Below are 18606 nucleotides of genomic sequence, written 5' to 3' on the forward strand. Positions count from 1 at the left end.
AAACCAGTAATAGCGGCACACGCATATGCACGGCCGCTATTCCCGGTTAAAGCTGTAAGTTTACTTGATGACCTTAAAGCCGATGCTTACTTCTTGATCCAGTGCATCATCTCACGCAATTGTCCGCCAACCACTTCGATTGGGTGTTCAGCTTCGTTGCGACGAGTTGCTGTCAGGAACGCACGGCCGGATTGGTTTTCCAGGATGAAGTCACGTGCAAATTTACCTTGTTGGATATCTGTCAGGACTTCTTTCATTGCTTTCTTCGTATCTTCAGTTACCACACGAGGTCCAGTTACATAGTCACCGTACTCTGCTGTGTTACTGATGGAATCACGCATGCTTGCAAGTCCACCTTCATACATCAGGTCAACGATCAGTTTCAATTCGTGCAGACACTCGAAGTATGCCATTTCAGGAGCATAACCCGCTTCTGTCAACGTTTCGAATCCAGCTTTTACCAGGGCACTTACACCGCCACACAGAACAGCTTGCTCACCGAACAGGTCTGTTTCTGTTTCTTCACGGAAGGAAGTTTCGATAACCCCTGCACGCGTGCAACCGATACCTTTGGCATAAGCCAGACCGATATCTTTTGCTTTACCTGTTGCATCTTGCTCAATTGCGATCAGGCCCGGTACACCGAATCCTTCCACGTAGGTACGACGTACCATGTGGCCAGGGGACTTAGGAGCTACCAGCAATACATCGCTGTCTTTTGGAGCAACGATTTGACCGAAATGAACGTTGAAACCGTGGGAGAAGAGCAATGCTGCGCCTTTTTTCAGGTTTGGTTCGATTTCGTTTTTGTACACAGATGCTTGTGTTTCGTCAGGCAGCAGAATTTGAACTACATCTGCACGACTAGTTGCTTCAGCCGGGGACAGAACTTCAAATCCGTCATTTTTTGCAGTGTCAAAAGATTTACCTTCACGAAGTCCGATGACTACGTTCAATCCACTGTCACGCAGGTTTTGAGCTTGGGCATGGCCCTGGCTACCGTAACCGATGACCGCAATCGTTTTTCCTTTCAATACGCTAAGCTCTGCATCCTGTTCATAATAAGTAGTTACTGGCATGTTTATAAGTCCTCCTTTGTATTGTAAAGAACCCTTCATTAATGAGCGGGTGTCTCAAGGGACCGGTACGCTTTTCCTGCTAAGCGTTTCTGGTCTGATCCGATCCGTTCAGACACCCGCCCATTAATGCGGGTGTGTGGCTATATTGTCAAGCGTTACATCACTAAAATGTTAAATTGCAACTTGTACGGGACTGGCACCTTATCTAAGATTAACGGTATATTTCAACTCCGTGCTGCTAACATACCTTTGTCGTTCCATGGATAAGCATCAGACCATCGCTTTTTAATATGACTGTTTAAACATTACCTCGTACCAATGCAGTTATTCCTGTACGTGACAGTTCGCGAATGCCATAGGGCTTAAGCAATTCTATCATCGCATCAATTTTATCCGTATCTCCTACCACCTGTATAATCAGGCTGCCTGGACCAACATCTACAACTGAGGCGCGGAATGTCTCCACCACACCCAGAATTTCTGGACGTTCGGATGGCTCTGCCTTTACCTTGATCAATGCAAGTTCACGGGCAACCATCGGTTTTAGGCTAAAATCAACCACTTTGATGACATCAATGATTTTGTACAGTTGCTTTTCAATCTGTTCCAGCGTTTTGTCATCACCGATCGTCACAATGACCATCCGTGACAAACCCGGTTCCTCGGATTGACCCACCGTGATGCTCTCAATGTTGAATCCCCGTCTACCGAACAACCCTGATACCCGCTGCAGGACGCCAGGCTGATCGTTGACCAATATCGAAATCGTATGTCTAATCATTCCTCAGCATCCCCCATCAGCATTTGATCGATTGTCGCTCCTTGTGGAACCATTGGATAAACATTTTCTTCCTTGCGAACTACGAATTCAACAACGACCGGTCCTGGTGTATCCAGGGCTTCTTGCCAAGCACGCTCGGCTTCTTCCTTGTTGGTTGCACGCAATCCTTTTACCCCATAAGCTTCAGCAAGTTTCACAAAATCAGGGCTTCCTGCCAGATCAATATGACTGTAACGGTTCTCATAGATGATCTCTTGCCACTGACGTACCATTCCAAGCACCTGATTGTTGATAATAACAATCTTCACCGGGATGTTGTTAATGGCACAAATCGCAAGCTCCTGAGAACACATCTGCATGCCGCCGTCACCGTTAATGGAAATAACAAGTCTGTCCGGGTTGGCCATTTGAGCACCGATTGCAGAAGGGAATCCAAAACCCATCGTTCCCAGTCCACCGGAGGTTACCCATGAACGCGGTTTGTTGAATTTATAATATTGAGCTGCCCACATTTGATGCTGGCCAACGTCCGTAGTGACGATTGCTTCGCCCTTGGTTGTATCATTCAGCATTTCCACAACCCACTGCGGTTTCAATACTTCCTCTGAATCTGTGTAGCTGTAAGGCTTCTCTTGTTTCCATTGTTTGATCTGGTCTCTCCATGCGTCTGCACGTTCAGCGCGTTGAACCTCTTTGTTCGCTATTTCCAGAACCGTCTTCACATCACCAACGATTGGAATGTCCGTTGCAATGTTTTTGCCAATCTCAGCCGGATCAATGTCAATGTGCACAATTTTGGCATGTGGAGCGAATCCGTCCAGCTTGCCTGTTACCCGGTCATCGAAGCGTGCTCCGATGTTAATCAGCAAATCCGACTTTTGAATCGCCTGATTGGAAGTGTATGTTCCGTGCATCCCCGGCATCCCGGTCCACAATTCGTGACCACTCGGGAATGCTCCAAGTCCGAGAAGTGTTGTCGTGATTGGAATGCCTGTCTTTTCCACAAATTCGAACAGCGCTTCGTGTCCACCGGAGTAAACTACACCGCCGCCTGCCAGAATCATCGGACGCTCTGCTTCCTGAATCGCCTGAGCCAGACGATCAACCTGAAGTTTGTTCGGTACTGTCCGTGGGTTGTACCCTCTCAATATAACAGGTTCAGTCACGGGTTCAAACAACGTTTTGTTAGCTGATACATCCTTCGGAATGTCGATCAATACGGGACCTTTACGTCCTGTATTCGCAATATGAAATGCCTCATGAATGACACGTGACAAATCTTTTACGTCTTTTACCAGATAACTGTGTTTGGTGATTGGCATCGTGATTCCGGTAATATCCGCTTCCTGGAATGCATCAGAGCCAATCAGACTGGAAATGACATTTCCCGTAATGACTACGAGTGGTACGGAATCCATATACGCTGTTGCAATACCCGTAACCAGATTCGTTGCTCCAGGTCCGGAGGTAGCGATACAGACACCCACTTTTCCGCTCGCCCGTGCATATCCGTCAGCTGCATGAATGGCGCCTTGTTCGTGACGGGTTAACACGTGCTTGAAATCCTCGAAACCATACATCGCATCGTAAATGTACAACACTGCGCCGCCCGGGTAACCAAAAACGCACTCTACACCTTCCAGCAACAAGCTTCTCAGCAGAATTTCGGAACCGCTAATGACCTCCGGCTTCATCCATTTTTCACGTAATTCATCTGTCGATCGTACTTCTGGAATTTGAGCTCCCATCAGTCATCCTCCTCTCGGAATTTACATCATTCTGACATTTAAAGTTACAAAAAAAACCTTCCATCCCTGCAAACAAGTTCATGCTTGCGAGGGACGAAAGGTTATTGCTTCCGTGGTACCACCCAACTTTGTCCGAAATTTCGCAATAACGGACCTTACCAGGTACAAAAAATGATAGACCAAACGGACATACCCGTTCTCCATACCTGTTGTCTGTAACGCAGACATACGATTTTCCCTAATAACCCAATGGAGTGACATCCAATGCTTTTCAGGAAAACAGCTCCGAGGTGAGCTCGTATATAAGGGATAATGGTGGTGGTTTCAGCAATTCCAGCCACTCTCTGAGCAAAAGAGCCCTTAAAACTTCGTCCTCTTCATAGCCGATGAAATATTCTCGTTAAATGTTAGGAACATTATATGATTCCTCCAACCGATAAGTCAATACCCTATTGTATAAAAATTCAGAACATCCCTAATCCTTCATCCTGAATCTTTAACGTTACCCCAATCCCTGCGCTTCATTCAGTCACCTTTCAACTTCCCTCAGGCATAGGATATACGAGCAGCACGACTGGTCCTGAAAGGAGGCTTCCGATGGTGCTTCGGCAACGTAAATCAAAGCTGGATGATGCCGCCATAATGAGGCTGATTGACTCTCAACTTGTTCCTCTATCTCATATGAGTGAAAGTGAAATCAATAAAATACGCAAAGAACTACCCCTGCGAATGAACAGGGGCATGACCTTTGTTGTCTCACCGAATTCTGACAACGAAGCTGTCGCATTCATCCATTTTCTCATGCACGGCGAACTGCTGTATGTGGATATGATGGCTGTTGCCCCAAAAGAACAGCGAAAGAGGTGCGGTCAGACTTTGCTTCTCAAAGCGGAAAACTTTGCGGCATCTCGAGGTTGCAAAAGATCCAAAGTGATGGTTGACGAAGGCAATACAAAAGGACTTCATTTTTACCAAAAAAATGGATATAGCACAATTCGATACATTATGTTAAGCCGCTGCTACGAGTTGGAAAAAACATTATAAATCGGTTTAGAAAAAGCCTGGTGGCCGTGGTCCGTACGGTCCATATCCAGGTCCTGGTCCATATCCACCACCAAATCCCGGTCCGTACCCTGGGCCTGGTTTTGGTCCCGGCCCAAATCCTGGACCAGCACCAGGACCAAAACCTAATCCAGGACCAGCTCCGTAAGCATAAGGCAGCGTACCGATGGCGAGCAGATCAAATAATACCAATGGCAAAATGGCTTTGGTGCGTACTTTTTTTCCAACTGAGCGTTTCAGCACCAATTTATCGCCCGATACTTTCACCAGCCTCCCGGTCACCCGAGTACCGTCTTTTTTGATCGCAACAATATTTTTGCCTATTAATTTCATCGCTTCATCACGCGTAACTTGTTGTTTCATACTTTCCCCTCCTCCTCGGATCGTTCAAAACAGTGTATTCGTCCAGAGCCAGCTTCGCCTGTTTCTTTGTCCCTAAATGAAAATATGGGTGTCTTCCCCGTCACCGGCGAGCATCTTGGCAGTTCGCTTTTTTTCTTATAAAAACACAAAAAGGCTCGCACGAGGCGAGCCTTTTGAAGTAAAGAATAAGATGGGAAAACATCATTTCTGTCGTTACCTTTTCCCCGGATCATACGGTTCCCCGAGTGCAGACGGAGCAGACGAGCGCCCGACAGCCGCAACGAGCACGATGATGGTGAGCAGGTATGGCAGCATATAAATAATTTCCTGGGGAATACTTTGAGACCATTCGAACAGCTGTACATAGTTCCGAATTGCTTGTGAAAAACCAAAGAACACAGCGGCACCAAAGGCACCAATCGGATTCCACTTACCAAAGATCATCGCTGCAATCGCAATGTAACCTTGACCGGAAACCGTATTATGAGAGAATGTGCCTGTCGTAGTCAACGTAATTGCCGCTCCACCGATAGCAGCCAGCGCACCACTGATCATCACCGCAACATAACGGTAACGACGCACTTTAACACCCACGGTATCCGCAGCACTTGGGTGTTCACCAACAGAGCGAAGACGAAGGCCGAATGGGGTTTTATACATAATGTAATAAGTCAGAAAAACGAACAGAATAGCCAGATATGTTGTCGGGTACACATTCTTGAAGAAAGCTTCCCCAAGCAAAGGAATATCTTTTAATAGTGGTACATCAAACTTGCTAAAACCTTGTACCAGTGGCGAATCGCCTGATCCTTCAAACAGCAGTTTTACCAAATAAAGTGTGCTTCCTGCTGCCAGGAAGTTGATTACGATACCGCTTATAATTTGGTCCGCCTTAAATGTAATCGAGGCAACCGCATGGATCAACGAAACTACTACGCCCAGCACAACCGCGAACAAAATCCCCATCCAGGCAGATGTCGTTCCTCCCATACCGGCTTCTTGAGCATAGTGCGCAGCAATCCCGGCTGCAAAGGCACCAAATACCATGAAACCTTCAAGTCCAAGGTTGGTCACACCTGATTTTTCCGAAAAGATTCCGCCCAATGATGCAAAAATCAATGCCGTGGCAAAGACAAGCGTCGTATTGATAATTTGCCCAATTGTCAACAAGTCCATCTACAACACCTTCTCTTTCTTGCGCTTGGAATAGAACGGTTTAAGTACCCAGCGCACGATGCCTTGTGCCGCAATGAAGAAGATAATCGAACCGATAACAATCCGAATAATCTCGGGCGGTACATCCGCAGCAAAGCTCATTCCCGCAGATCCATAAGTGAGCGTACCGAACAACAACGCGCCCAGCAACACACCAAACGGATGATTCAAACCAATCAGTGCAACCGCGATGCCGTCAAAACCTGTTCCTGGTGAGCCCGACATAACGGTCTGGTATTGGAACACTCCAAGTACCTGGAATGCACCGCCAAGACCTGCAAGCATACCACTGATAAACATGGCTTTTACAATATTGCGATTGACATGCATACCCGCATACTCTGCCGCATTCGGGTTGTATCCGACGGCACGAATCTCGTACCCTTGTTTGGTTTTCCACATATAAATATAAAAGAGCACAGCCATGACAAGAGCAATCAATGTCCCCATGTGAACACGAGAGTTACCCATCAGTTCGGAAAGCCATGTCAGACTAATCGATGCAGTATCGCTGATATCGACCGAACGATTTTCCCCTTTTAACAGCAGGAATTGACGCACGATAAGGTTGGCCAGATACAGACCAATCCAGTTCAGCATGATACTACTGATAACTTCGTTAACCCCACGCGCTGCTTTCAGGTAACCGGCAATTGCTGCCCACAGACCACCAAATACCGCACCGGCAATCAAGGCCAGTGGAGCATGAATGTAGATTGGTAGACCTGCAAACTTTACGCCTACAAAAGTCGCGGCAGTCATACCGACGAGAAATTGTCCTTCTCCCCCGATATTAAACAGCCCTGCACGTGACGCAAATGCAAATGCAAGTCCTGTCATAATCAGTGGTGTCATTTCCCGGACCGCTTCACCAAAGTTGTACATGTCTCCGAAAACCTTCGTAAACAGTGCACTATAGGCCTCAATCGGGTTGTATCCGCCGATCAGCATGACAATACCACCCAGGATCAGACCCATAATGATGGCTACAATAGGTAATATAAATGAATCACGGGTAAACCATTTCAATACGTTACTCATGCACAGTACCTCTCTTTTGGGTGCTGCCCGCCATCATCAAGCCGAGCTCCCTGTCATTGGTTTCTTCCGGCAGCACCTCGCCCACGATCTGTCCTTCATAGATGACAGCAATTCGGTCGGATACGTTGATAATTTCATCCAGCTCGAATGAGATCAGCAGTACCGCTTTGCCCTGATCACGCTGTGCAATCAATTGTTTTTGAACAAACTCAATAGCACCTACGTCCAAACCACGAGTTGGCTGGGCAGCAATAAGCAGTTCAGGGTTCTTATCAACCTCACGTGCGATAATGGCTTTCTGCTGGTTCCCTCCCGATAAGGAGCGGGCTTTTGTTTCAATGCTTGGTGTACGCACATCAAATGCCTCGACAAGACGCTTCGCTTGCTTCTTGATCGCATCGAAGTTGAGGAATCCTTTACGCGTATAAGGAGATTTATAATACGATTCCAGGACGATATTTTCACTCACAGAAAAATCAAGAACAAGTCCATGTTTGTGCCGGTCTTCCGGAATATGGGCTACACCCGACTCCGAAATATGGCGCGGAGAATGATTAGACAGTTCTTTACCCTCAAGGCGAATCGAACCGCTATCTACTTTACGCAGTCCGGTAAGCGCCTCAATCAGTTCGCTCTGTCCATTACCATCAACACCTGCGATTCCTACAATCTCTCCTGCACGTACATTCAGGTTGAGTTCGTTCAGAACCGAGATACCCTCTTTATTTTTGGCGGTCAATTTGCTGACTTCCAGCACATTGTTTCCTGGTGTAGCCGGCTTTTTGTCCACTTTAAAAGTGACATTCCGTCCAACCATTTTTTCGGCGAGTTCGTTCGGATTCGTTTCTGATGTTGTAACCGAATCAATCACTTTGCCACGGCGAATAATCGTCACTGTATCGGAAATCTCCATGATCTCTTTCAGTTTGTGTGTGATCAGAATAATGGATTTGCCTTCGGCCACCAACTTTTTCATGATCACCATCAGTTCTTTGATCTCCTGAGGTGTTAATACAGCAGTAGGCTCGTCAAAGATCAGAATGTCTGCACCACGATACAACGTTTTTACAATCTCGACACGTTGCTGCATTCCGACGGAAATGTCATGAATTTTGGCATGCGGGTTCACTTTGAGTCCATACTGTTCAGACAGACGCTGCACTTCAGCAGCAGCTTTTTTATAATTAATGTTGAGACCCTTCCTTGGTTCAGATCCCAAAATAATGTTCTCTGTTACCGTGAACGGCTGTACAAGCTTAAAGTGCTGATGCACCATGCCGATGCCAAGATCGATTGCTTTATTAGGGCTGTCGATGATGACAGGCTTGCCATTCACTTCAATGGAACCTTCATCCGGCTGATAGAGACCAAAGACAATATTCATTAACGTTGATTTACCAGCGCCGTTTTCGCCCAGTAGAGCATGGATCTCGCCTTTACGAAGCTGAAGGCTGATGGCGTCGTTGGCAACAATGCCTGGGAAACGCTTCGTGATTTGTTTCAACTCAACGACGGGGGTTGCTGCACCCATGTAATCACCCTTATACCTGATATAGTGTGGTTCCGCAAACGTAAGAAAAACGTCTATCGACGTTTATTCAAGGAAGATGACCGCTTCTTAGCGGTACTTTTTCTTGGGATTATCGAATCCTTCAGTTTCACTGAAACTTATGCATTCCATAATCTTAAGAAAAGCTCCTACCGGAGCGTTGATACGAAGTCTTCTTGCTTTTGCTAAGGGATTTCCCCAAAGCTCGTATTGCATGCTTGTACAATTGTTATGGTGACTTGAGCAAATTTTCCTGCTCTGACAATCATAAGGCCGGTCAAGACCGGCCTCGATGATTATTCTTTTTATAGGCTAAATCAATTACTCTGTAGGAACTTTGATTTCGCCGTTGATGATTTTTTCTTTGTACTCGTCCACTTTAGCAAGTGTATCAGCAGAAACATTTTTCGTGGAAGTATCAGCGATGCCTACACCGTTTTCTTTCAAAGTCAGATTCTCAGCTCCACCTTTGAATGTTCCATCAATAACTTCTGCGTTTACGCGCTTAACAGCTTCATCAACTTTTTTGATCATAGAAGTCAGTGTTACATCATCACCAAACTCCAGGGATTGGTCTTTATCTACACCGATAACCCAAACATCTTGACCTTGTTTCTTACGAGCGATTGCTTCGTTGAACACACCATTACCCGTTGCACCGGAAGCGTGGAAAATGATATCTACGCCTTGGTTGTACATTGTAGCAGCTGCTGCTTTACCCAGGTCAGGCTTATCAAAAGCACCTGTGTAGTTAGAAATGAACTCAGCTTTAGGGTTAACAGCTTTAACCCCTTCTCTGAAACCTACTTCAAACTTTTTGATCAGCGGGCTGTCCATACCACCAACGAAACCTACTTTGTTGGATTTAGTTGTCAGACCAGCTACAACGCCTACCAGGTAAGAACCTTCTTCTTCAGCAAATGTCACCGATTTAACGTTAGGAGCATCAACAACACTGTCAATGATCGCGAGTTTGGAATCAGGATTTTGTTCAGCTACAGTCTTGATTGCATCAGCCAATTGGAAACCGATACCCCAAGTCAGATCATATCCACCTTTAACGAACTCGTTCAGGTTTGGAATGTACTCTTCATCGGATTTACTTTGCAGGTATTTAACAGCTACACCTGTTTCAGTTTCAGTTGCTTGCAGTGCTTCCCAAGCGGATTGGTTAAACGATTTGTCGTTAACTCCACCTACGTCAGTAACCATACCGATTTTCAAATCGGATTTAGCTTCAGTGTTTTCGCCACCTGTAGTTCCTCCGGCATTTGTTTCCTCTTTCGGCTTGCTACCGCAACCTGCGAGCATAACCGATACTGCCAGCAACATGACCAAAGACAAGCTGAGCATCTTTTTCATTTCTCTTGTTCCCCCTTAATGATATATACCTAATTCCTGTCCAGGCCAAAACGGAACGGATCAACAGATTGATAATATGGCTTTTATGTGGAATGTATGGTTTCTTCGACATTAAAAGCGCATTCTTACCCTGAAACGATTGTGTCACCTGTCGAAAAACCGAACATTATGACATGAAGAGAAAATTTTAGGACTAGCCTACTAGAGGTGATTATACATTCAACCCGTGGTAAAATCCAGATGTTTCATCACCAAATATCACTTATTTTTGCTCTTTTTTTATTGAAAGCGCTTAATATTTTAGCGATTTAACACACTAACGTTACAACGATGTAATGTTATGTAACAAAATCATATCACATCCTATAGTAAGAAATGGATTTCACCAGTTTTCATTTGCATTATTTCACCGTTCGTATTTTATGTATTATCACGGCCTGTTATTCGCAAGTTATATGCTTTCAGTGTGTCCTTACAGACTGCAGCATATTCGTTTCGCACAACGGCCCTTTTAGCAAGATCATTCTTTAAGCCGTAAAAAAAGCCGCCATAGGTACGGCGGCTTGAATAAGCAATTTTAAGCGTTGATTTTGCCTTTAGCTACAGTAGCCAAAGAGTTGAACGCATTGATGTCGTTAACGGCCAGATCAGCCAACATTTTGCGGTTCATGTCTACACCAGCAAGTTTCAATCCATGGATCAGTTTGTTGTAAGACAAACCATTCATACGTGCTGCAGCATTGATACGAACGATCCACAGTCTGCGGAAGTTACGTTTCGTGTTGCGACGGTCACGATATGCGTATACCAGGGATTTCATTACTTGCTCGTTAGCTGTTTTAAAAATACGGTGTTTGGAACCGAAGTAACCTCTTGCCAGTTTCAAAACCTTTTTATGACGACGACGTACTACAAAACCGCCTTTTACTCTTGCCATATTAAAGAACCTCCCAATAAATATTAAATGTATCCGTGGTATGTGTACGGCCTAGGCCGATCCCCCATACGGAATGTACTATTTCAAGTTAGCCTTTCAAGTTAGCCAAACCTTGTTTCAAACGTCTTACGTCCCCGGCAGCCATAACTGGGTTACCGTTCAGAACGCGCTTAGCACGTTTTGATTTGTGGGAAAGCAAGTGGTTTTTGTGAGCTTTGTAACGCAGGACTTTACCGGAACCGGTAATTTTGAAGCGTCCTTTCAAACTGCTGTGTGTTTTCATTTTAGGCATTTTGTGTTTCCTCCTTCAATGTTATCAGGCTTTAGGAGCCAGAATCATGATCATACTGCGGCCTTCCAATTTTGGTTGACGTTCGATGGTGCAGAGTTCTGCAACTTCCACTTTAACGCGCTCCAAAATCCGTTGACCAATAGCGGCATGCGCAATTTCACGTCCGCGGTAACGAACGGAACATTTTACCTTGTCGCCTTCTTTCAAGAACTTAACTACATTACGAAGCTTCGTTTGATAATCATGCTCCTCAATATTGGAACGGAACCATACTTCTTTAATATCAACAATTTTCTGGTTCTTACGGGCTTCTTTGTCTTTCTTTTGTTGCTCATAGCGGAATTTGCCATAGTCCATGATGCGGCATACCGGCGGTTTAGCCTGTGGTGCCACATTGACCAGGTCCAAGTTCAGGTCAATCGCCATTTGCAGTGCTTCCCGAATCGGCGTGATCCCAATTTGTTCTCCTTCAGCTCCGACAAGGCGTACTTCCTTCGCCCGAATCTCATCATTAATCATGTGATCTTTACTAATAACCGTCCACCTCCAGGTCATTTTGAATATCCAGTTACACAAAAAAATAAAAGGGATGCCGGTTAAGCTACCGACATCCCTGTAATCAACACAATTCTTCATGAGTAAACACTTCATAAATTATTGGGATCGTTGACCAGCCAACATGTTTGTTGATCAGGTGAGAAGTCGGACTTCTACTTGTGATTCCATAGCTATTCATTTAACGCACTTGAATACTATAACATCCTGCAAAACGATTGTCAACATATCTACAATGTTTTTTACAGAGAGGCTTTCGTCCAAGTCAATAATTCATTATCCCTGCTTGCTCTGCACCTCATCCAAACGTACAACACGTGTATGTTGGGTATGGCTCCATTGTTTGTTGTTCTGCGTAAAGAACGCGTAGAACGTAATTGGATACCAAGAAAGAAGGTAAATCGGGAACAAGATCAGGTACAGATACACTTTGGCAAAAGTAACCTTTTCCAGCGCCATGGACAACAGGAATGTCAGGATGTTCAGACCAATCGCTACGAATCCTACCCAAAGCGGGAAGTACCCGTATATGTTTGCGATATGCGGACCACTGAATATCGCTGTATCCACCCACAATACAGCTGTCATCAGGAACGTAAGCAAAACAACGTACACGTTTGCGCCATACACAGCAAGGTCAAATTTCACCAAGCTTCTTTCCTTGATACTTTGCCACAGCAGCGGGAAGAAATATCTACGCGCGACGGTAAAGTGACCTTGCATCCAGCGAAGGCGTTGTCGTGCGGAAGCCTTAAATGTTAACGGCTTCTCATCAAATACTTTGGCATCGTAGTTAAAGACAGGATACACATTACGTTGAACACTGCGCATTGTAAACTCCAGATCCTCAACCAGACTTGTAGCGCCCCAGCCAATTTCCTTGAGCAAGTTCGTCTCGAAGCACATCCCCGTACCTCCGAGGAAATTCGCCATATTCAAATTATGACGGGACAGCTGCCACAGACGGTTGATGTACCAGTACGATACACCATATGCTGCAGTGATCCAAGAATCCTCCGGATTTTTCGTATCAATGTATCCCTGAATAACACGCGAACCATTGCACAAGTCGTCGTTCATCTCAAGCAAGAAGTTACGGTCAACGAGGTTATCCGCGTCAAACATGACGACTGCATCATATTGACGTGGCAATTTCCACAGGTATTTAAGCATCCATTCGATGGCATACCCTTTACCTCTGAGATCAGCATTGGTACGTACACAAGCATTCAGTCCATGCTGTCTTACAATTTGAGCTGTTCCATCAGTACAGTTGTCGCAAATGACAAACACATCATACATATCTTCCGGGTAATCCAGTTGTTTCAAGTTCTCCATCAACGCACCAATAACTTGTTCCTCATTGTGCGCTGCGACGAGTACAGCGAATGACTTTGTCGCCGGATAGTGTTTCTTTTTCTTTTTCTTAATCAGACCGAACAGCGAAAACGTGAATTGGTACACGGCTAGCAGTGCCAGAATGACCTGCATCGTGACGAATATAGCGTCCAACATCGTTCTCTGTTACCCCCTTTTTTTCAAAACCAGATTACTTTACATCATTTCTCTTCCTGGATTCTGCACTTTTATTTTTTTGTGACGCGCAGAATATGACCCTGTTCTTTTGTTTACTACGCAAATATTTCAGACAATGTTTCAAGCATGGTTGATTGCCAGTTGGCTGCTTTATCGATTTTGTATTCTTTTCAGCCATTTGTCAAAACCGCAATTCCACTTCCTGAAGCAGAAATGTGAACTTTAAACGCTGAATAGGCATTTTGTGATACTCCAACCTCGCATTCATGCCTGTTATATCTTATTTTCAGCCGTTTACTTGATTTTTATTTCTAAAGTCCCTGCTTTTTTCATCAGGCTGATCCATATCGACAGAGGCTCTATATCAAATAACGTAAACAGACCGCAAAAAGTTCAGTCTTAAACTCACAATTTTTTAACCGCATTTCAGCCATGTTGAATCATTGTATCTTTTTTAGATCGTCCAAGTCAAAAAGTTAAGTTGGGTTCTTAACCACTCTTTAACATGAATTTTACCTTCTTCACATGTGTTCTTCTTGAAAAGGACAACATTTAAAAATATGATAAACATATACCTGAAATAACCTCAAGTTCACGAAAAACGGTTATATACTAAATCAGGACGAAACCGGACACAGCAATTTACCGGAAATACTGCCGCCAACACGGGGCCTGACTGGCAGGAGGCCAATATGAGCCGTTTATTCGTAAAGTTTCAAGAGTATGATCGAAATGTATTTATGTGGATTAATGGTCGACTTCATAATCGATTTATGAATTTTTGGCTGTATTATTTCACCCATCTGGGAGGAGCAACTTCTTCTATCGCAGTATCCTTACTGATCTGGCTTCTGGCTCCAGCTCCTTGGAGCACAACAGGACTTCAGGCATGCATCGCTCTGGCGGTTAGTCACATTCCCGTAGCCATCGCCAAAAAGCTGTATCCACGCATTCGGCCTTATCTGGCCTTGCCGGATACGATTACGTTCCGCAATCCCCTGACGGACCATTCGTTCCCTTCAGGGCATACTACCGCCATATTCTCGGTGACGGTCCCTTTTATGACAATGGAGCCGTTCCTGTTGCTGATGTTACTCCCTGTTGCATTAATTGTCGGATTTTCTCGAATTTACCTGGGATTGCACTATCCCTCAGATGTGCTTGCAGGTGCTACGATCGGTACTTTAGTCGCACTTGCAACAGTTGCTTTATGGACTTAATGTGAATATGTTAGACTAAGGAAAACCTAGCAGGAACAGGTGAAGCAAGCGTGGAGAAAAAAAGAGTATTACTATTATCTGAAGGCTTTGGCGCAGGTCATACTCAAGCCGCTTATGCACTGTCCAGCAGTTTGCGAAAACTTTCGCCGAATGTGCAGACCAAAGTGCTTGAGTTGGGAAGTTTTCTGAACCCTAGAGTTGCGCCACTCATTATTACAGCGTACAAAAAGACGGTCATTAATCAGCCCAAGCTCATCGGGTATGTATACAGGCATCAATATAAAAAATCCTTAAACCGGCTGACCACACTCGCGCTGCATAAATTGTTTTATACCCATACACGCAGTATTGTGCGTCAGCTTCGTCCGAATGTTATCGTATGCACACACCCTATTCCCAGTGCCGTCATTTCCAGACTGAAACGTCTGGGGGTACAGGTTCCACTCTGTACAGTCATCACCGATTATGACGCGCATGGGACATGGATTAGTCCAGAAGTAGACCTGTATCTTGTTTCTACAGACGAGGTAAAGTCCAAATTAATGCTGCGTGGTGTATCTTTAGACAAAATTCGGGTTACCGGCATCCCAATCCACCCCAATTTCTGGGAACATCCCGGACGGGATGAAATCCGTGGTAAATTCAATTTGAAAAACATGCCTACTGTGCTTGTAATGGGCGGGGGCTGGGGAATGCTCAGCGATGAAGTAGTTAACCAATTATTGACACGCTGGCATGCGGATGTTCAGATTATTTTCTGCCTTGGGCGCAATGACAAAAGCCGAATCAGCATGGAGCAAAATCCGTTGTATCAAAAAGAGAATATCCATATCATCGGGTACACCAATGAGGTGGACAAATTAATGGAAGTATCCGATCTCCTGATCACCAAACCGGGAGGAATGACATGCAGCGAGGGTTTGGCAAAGGGAATCCCGATGTTGTTCCATAATCCCATACCAGGCCAGGAAGAAGAGAATGTTCAGTATTTCACCGCACGAGGTTTGGGAGAGTCCATTACTTCGCTTGACGTTGTTGTAAAATGGATGAACAAACTGCTTCATAACTATCCTGAGATTGTTCGTAAACGCAAACGCCACATGGCGCAAATTGCCAAGTATCACCCGATGCAGAGCGCACAGAGTATTATCGACCTTCTGGACCTGCGTCCCTACTCGGCAGACCAAGCCAGACTGTAACGGCTTCAAACAAGCCTGTATGTACACAGTAAAGGTGCCTTCGAATCGAAGGCACCTTTTTTAATATGAAGAAAAGTACAAACTATTGAATACCAGCAGACTTCAAGTAATCCTGCCACTGTTTGGTGTACTCACTCTGGATCTTCTCAAGACCTGCCTGTTTGGCTTTTTCCATAAATGTATTCAGCCCTGCTTCTACATCGTCCACCAACCCTACATTTAGCGGGTACAGATACTGCTTCTCTACCTGCTCCAGGGCAGCCTTCTCGGCTTGGTATGGCGTCCAATCTTCAGCAAATCCGGTGTAAATATCCGGCTTTTTCATTTTGTCCAGCTCTTTGAAAATAGCCAGCACATCATCAAAGCTCTTATCATAGAGCATGAATTCCGGATTACGCCAAGCCCAGCCATTCATGCCTTCACGCGGAAATCCATTGCTCTGGGCATCGCCCACCATTTTATAGTAACCGTCCTGTACTTCAAAGTTTTTACCTTCTACGCCATATTCGGTCAGCCAATTATAACGTTTGTCGGTAACCAGTTTCTCATAGAATGCGAGTGCTTTCTCCGGGTTTTTGCTGCTGCGTGGGATGGCGAAACCATTATGAATCGGATGAACAGGTTGTGCAAATCCTTTCGCATTCGGGTAAGGGAAATAACCGAGCTTCCAATCCGGGTGAGTGGACTGGACCTTAATCACATCGGCATTAAATTTGTTCGGGTTCTCTCCCGACAGAACAACAGCCGATTTGCCATTTTGCAGCAAGGAGTTGGACGTATCCTTTACATTCAGCACGTTTTTTGGGAAAAAGCCTTTGTCCATCCAGCGTTTGTACGTTTTCAGATCTCCCAGATGCTGTGCAGATCCCCAATAGGAAGTGATATCGGATGGTGTATCGTACATAATGTCCAGACCATAAGGGAGCTGACCTGCTGTATTCACCAGCTTGGATGTCAATTGACGAATACCATGGGTATGATTTGCATTGCTATCCGCGATTGGAATCATATTTGGTTCATTGGCTTTGATTCCCTCCAGATAAGCTTCGAGGGTCTCCAGAGATTCCGGTTTGGGCAAATTGTACTTCTCACGCAAATCCTCACGGTACGCGATACCCTCCGTCACATACTCAGTCCATGTAGAGGGCACCGTATAGATCTTGTCATTGACTGTTACCGCTTTCCACATATCCTCAGGTACATAAGCCTTAAGCGTTGGTGCTGCCTTAGGCAACAGTTCATCCAGCGGCAGGAATGCTCCTTTTTTTGCATAGGACTGATAAAACGTCCAATCCGCTGTAAAGATCAGGTCAATTGGTTGACCGGAAGACAGCAGCAGTTTATATTTTTGATCCCAGTCTGTCCAGGACGTATAATTGAATTTTACATTAACGTTCAGATCAGCCTCAGCCAGCTTGTTAATTTCCGACTCAATCACAGGCAGATCCTTGGGTGCGTCACCAAGCATATAAAATTGCAGCGTTACCTTCTCCCCTTTGTTTTCAGAAGAGCCTCCCTGCTCACTTCCTTGCGTCGATCCCCCCGAACCGTTATTACATGCGGCAAGCACCCCGGCGAACAGCATCAGGGCAAGTACCATCGACAGGTGCCGAATTGTTTTGTTACGCATACGCATCCTCCCTTTTTGTGGTCAACCTTATATGTTAGCGCAGACTCGCCGTGGTTCAGACAGGCAGACAACTATTTCAGCGATCTGCCCTCACAGCGCGTGCACGTTCTAACCTTTTACCGCACCAATGGTAAGCCCTTTAACAAAGTAGCGCTGCACAAATGGATACAGGAACAAGATGGGGCCAGTAACCACAATAGCCATGGCCATTTTCGTCGATTCGGTAGGTACATCCTGGCTGAGTGTTATGCCGGTACCAATGGCCATCTGGTCAATGAAGGTAATCGTGTTCATCGTGTTATACAAGTAGAATTGCAGCTGGTACATGTCTGGGTTGTTAATGAACAAGGATGATGTGAACCAGTCATTCCAGTATCCCAGTGCCAGAAATAACCCCACAGTGGCAATGCCGGGCATCGCCAGTTTCAGCACTACGCTAAAATAAATACGGAAGTCATTCGCCCCATCGATTTTGGCTGACTCAATCAGCTCATCCGGAACGGCTGAACGAATGAAGTTTTTCATCAGGATAATGAGAAATGGTGTCATCAGTCCCGGAAAAATCAACACCGTGTACGTATCCGTAAGATTGAAATAGTTTGCCAGCATGATGTACCAAGGTACCAATCCCCCACCAAAGAGGGTTGTGAAGTAGATGAAAAACGAGAAGGCGTTCCGGTATTTGAAATCTTTGCGCTGCAGTACAAATCCCGCCATCGTAATGAGAAACAGTCCAAGGGCCGTACCCACAACAGTTGTAAAGACCGTCACGCCATAGGCTTTGAGCACCTGGGTCGGAAATTTGAACACCATCTTGTAACCTTCCAGGGAAAAATCGGTGGGAAAGAGGTGATAACCATCTCTCACAATGGATTCATTGCTGCTGAAGGAGCCGGATAAAATCAAAAGAAATGGCACGATACAGATTAAGGAAAGGATCAGGATCACGCTGTAAGCGATGACTTGAAACAACAAGGTGAATTCGGAATCTCTGGCACGAGTATGCATGGTGGTTCTCCCTTCTGCCCTGCGGGCGT

General features: G+C 45.3%; 17 protein-coding genes. 3 read left to right on the plus strand and 14 right to left on the minus strand.

Annotated features, from left to right (window positions below):
• Positions 1-86 precede the first annotated feature (86 nt).
• The 3 genes from ilvC to ilvB form a co-directional block, all read right to left on the minus strand.
• A complete protein-coding gene (gene ilvC / locus Q0V21_RS27535) occupies positions 87-1079 on the minus strand; it encodes a ketol-acid reductoisomerase (RefSeq protein ID WP_024628318.1) in 993 nt (330 codons plus the stop codon).
• Positions 1080-1377: 298 nt separating this feature from the next.
• Complete coding sequence (ilvN, locus tag Q0V21_RS27540; RefSeq protein WP_079346240.1) at positions 1378-1860, minus strand: acetolactate synthase small subunit; 483 nt, start codon at positions 1858-1860, stop codon at positions 1378-1380.
• On the minus strand, positions 1857-3608 hold the full coding sequence (ilvB, locus tag Q0V21_RS27545) for a biosynthetic-type acetolactate synthase large subunit (protein ID WP_053780425.1): 1752 nt from the start codon (positions 3606-3608) through the stop codon (positions 1857-1859). The genes ilvN and ilvB overlap by 4 nt, the downstream gene beginning before the upstream one ends.
• A 597-nt stretch (positions 3609-4205) precedes the next feature.
• Here ilvB and Q0V21_RS27550 point away from each other — a divergent pair.
• Complete coding sequence (locus Q0V21_RS27550) at positions 4206-4652, plus strand: GNAT family N-acetyltransferase (RefSeq protein ID WP_443145982.1); 447 nt, start codon at positions 4206-4208, stop codon at positions 4650-4652.
• Positions 4653-4658: 6 nt separating this feature from the next.
• On the opposite strand, the gene Q0V21_RS27555 is transcribed toward Q0V21_RS27550, so the two are convergent.
• From Q0V21_RS27555 to Q0V21_RS27595, 9 genes are all read right to left on the minus strand, one after another.
• Positions 4659-5033 carry a hypothetical protein gene (locus tag Q0V21_RS27555; RefSeq protein WP_301881552.1) on the minus strand — a complete coding sequence of 125 codons (375 nt, stop codon included), beginning with the start codon at positions 5031-5033 and terminating at the stop codon, positions 4659-4661.
• Positions 5034-5246: 213 nt separating this feature from the next.
• Positions 5247-6209, minus strand: a complete 963-nt coding sequence (locus Q0V21_RS27560; protein WP_063564195.1) for an ABC transporter permease — start codon at positions 6207-6209, stop codon at positions 5247-5249.
• Positions 6210-7289, minus strand: a complete 1080-nt coding sequence (locus Q0V21_RS27565; protein ID WP_024628312.1) for an ABC transporter permease — start codon at positions 7287-7289, stop codon at positions 6210-6212.
• On the minus strand, positions 7282-8820 hold the full coding sequence (locus tag Q0V21_RS27570) for an ABC transporter ATP-binding protein (protein ID WP_024628311.1): 1539 nt from the start codon (positions 8818-8820) through the stop codon (positions 7282-7284). Before Q0V21_RS27570 ends, Q0V21_RS27565 begins: the two co-directional genes overlap by 8 nt.
• A gap of 339 nt (positions 8821-9159) precedes the next feature.
• Positions 9160-10200 carry a BMP family lipoprotein gene (locus Q0V21_RS27575; protein ID WP_079346244.1) on the minus strand — a complete coding sequence of 347 codons (1041 nt, stop codon included), beginning with the start codon at positions 10198-10200 and terminating at the stop codon, positions 9160-9162.
• A gap of 577 nt (positions 10201-10777) precedes the next feature.
• On the minus strand, positions 10778-11137 hold the full coding sequence (gene rplT, locus Q0V21_RS27580; RefSeq protein ID WP_017689664.1) for a 50S ribosomal protein L20: 360 nt from the start codon (positions 11135-11137) through the stop codon (positions 10778-10780).
• An 88-nt stretch (positions 11138-11225) separates the two neighbouring features.
• Complete coding sequence (rpmI, locus tag Q0V21_RS27585; protein WP_017689665.1) at positions 11226-11429, minus strand: 50S ribosomal protein L35; 204 nt, start codon at positions 11427-11429, stop codon at positions 11226-11228.
• Between the two features lie 24 nt (positions 11430-11453).
• Positions 11454-11948: a translation initiation factor IF-3 gene (gene infC, locus Q0V21_RS27590; RefSeq protein ID WP_024628309.1), complete on the minus strand. Its 495-nt coding sequence runs from the start codon at positions 11946-11948 to the stop codon at positions 11454-11456.
• Positions 11949-12260: 312 nt separating this feature from the next.
• Positions 12261-13499 carry a glycosyltransferase family 2 protein gene (locus Q0V21_RS27595; protein ID WP_285074810.1) on the minus strand — a complete coding sequence of 413 codons (1239 nt, stop codon included), beginning with the start codon at positions 13497-13499 and terminating at the stop codon, positions 12261-12263.
• A gap of 713 nt (positions 13500-14212) precedes the next feature.
• Here Q0V21_RS27595 and Q0V21_RS27600 point away from each other — a divergent pair.
• Complete coding sequence (locus tag Q0V21_RS27600) at positions 14213-14740, plus strand: phosphatase PAP2 family protein (protein WP_024628307.1); 528 nt, start codon at positions 14213-14215, stop codon at positions 14738-14740.
• Positions 14741-14790: 50 nt separating this feature from the next.
• Entirely contained in the window at positions 14791-15939 is a 1149-nt protein-coding gene (locus Q0V21_RS27605; RefSeq protein ID WP_079346249.1) for an MGDG synthase family glycosyltransferase, read from the plus strand.
• A gap of 82 nt (positions 15940-16021) precedes the next feature.
• On the opposite strand, the gene Q0V21_RS27610 is transcribed toward Q0V21_RS27605, so the two are convergent.
• Together Q0V21_RS27610 and Q0V21_RS27615 are read right to left on the minus strand one after the other, a co-directional pair.
• Entirely contained in the window at positions 16022-17575 is a 1554-nt protein-coding gene (locus Q0V21_RS27610) for an ABC transporter substrate-binding protein (RefSeq protein ID WP_443145984.1), read from the minus strand.
• Positions 17576-17677: 102 nt separating this feature from the next.
• Positions 17678-18577: a carbohydrate ABC transporter permease gene (locus Q0V21_RS27615; protein ID WP_024628304.1), complete on the minus strand. Its 900-nt coding sequence runs from the start codon at positions 18575-18577 to the stop codon at positions 17678-17680.
• Positions 18578-18606 lie beyond the last annotated feature (29 nt).

It is taken from the genome of Paenibacillus sp. 11B (assembly GCF_030487755.1).
Lineage (GTDB): Bacteria > Bacillota > Bacilli > Paenibacillales > Paenibacillaceae > Paenibacillus > Paenibacillus vandeheii.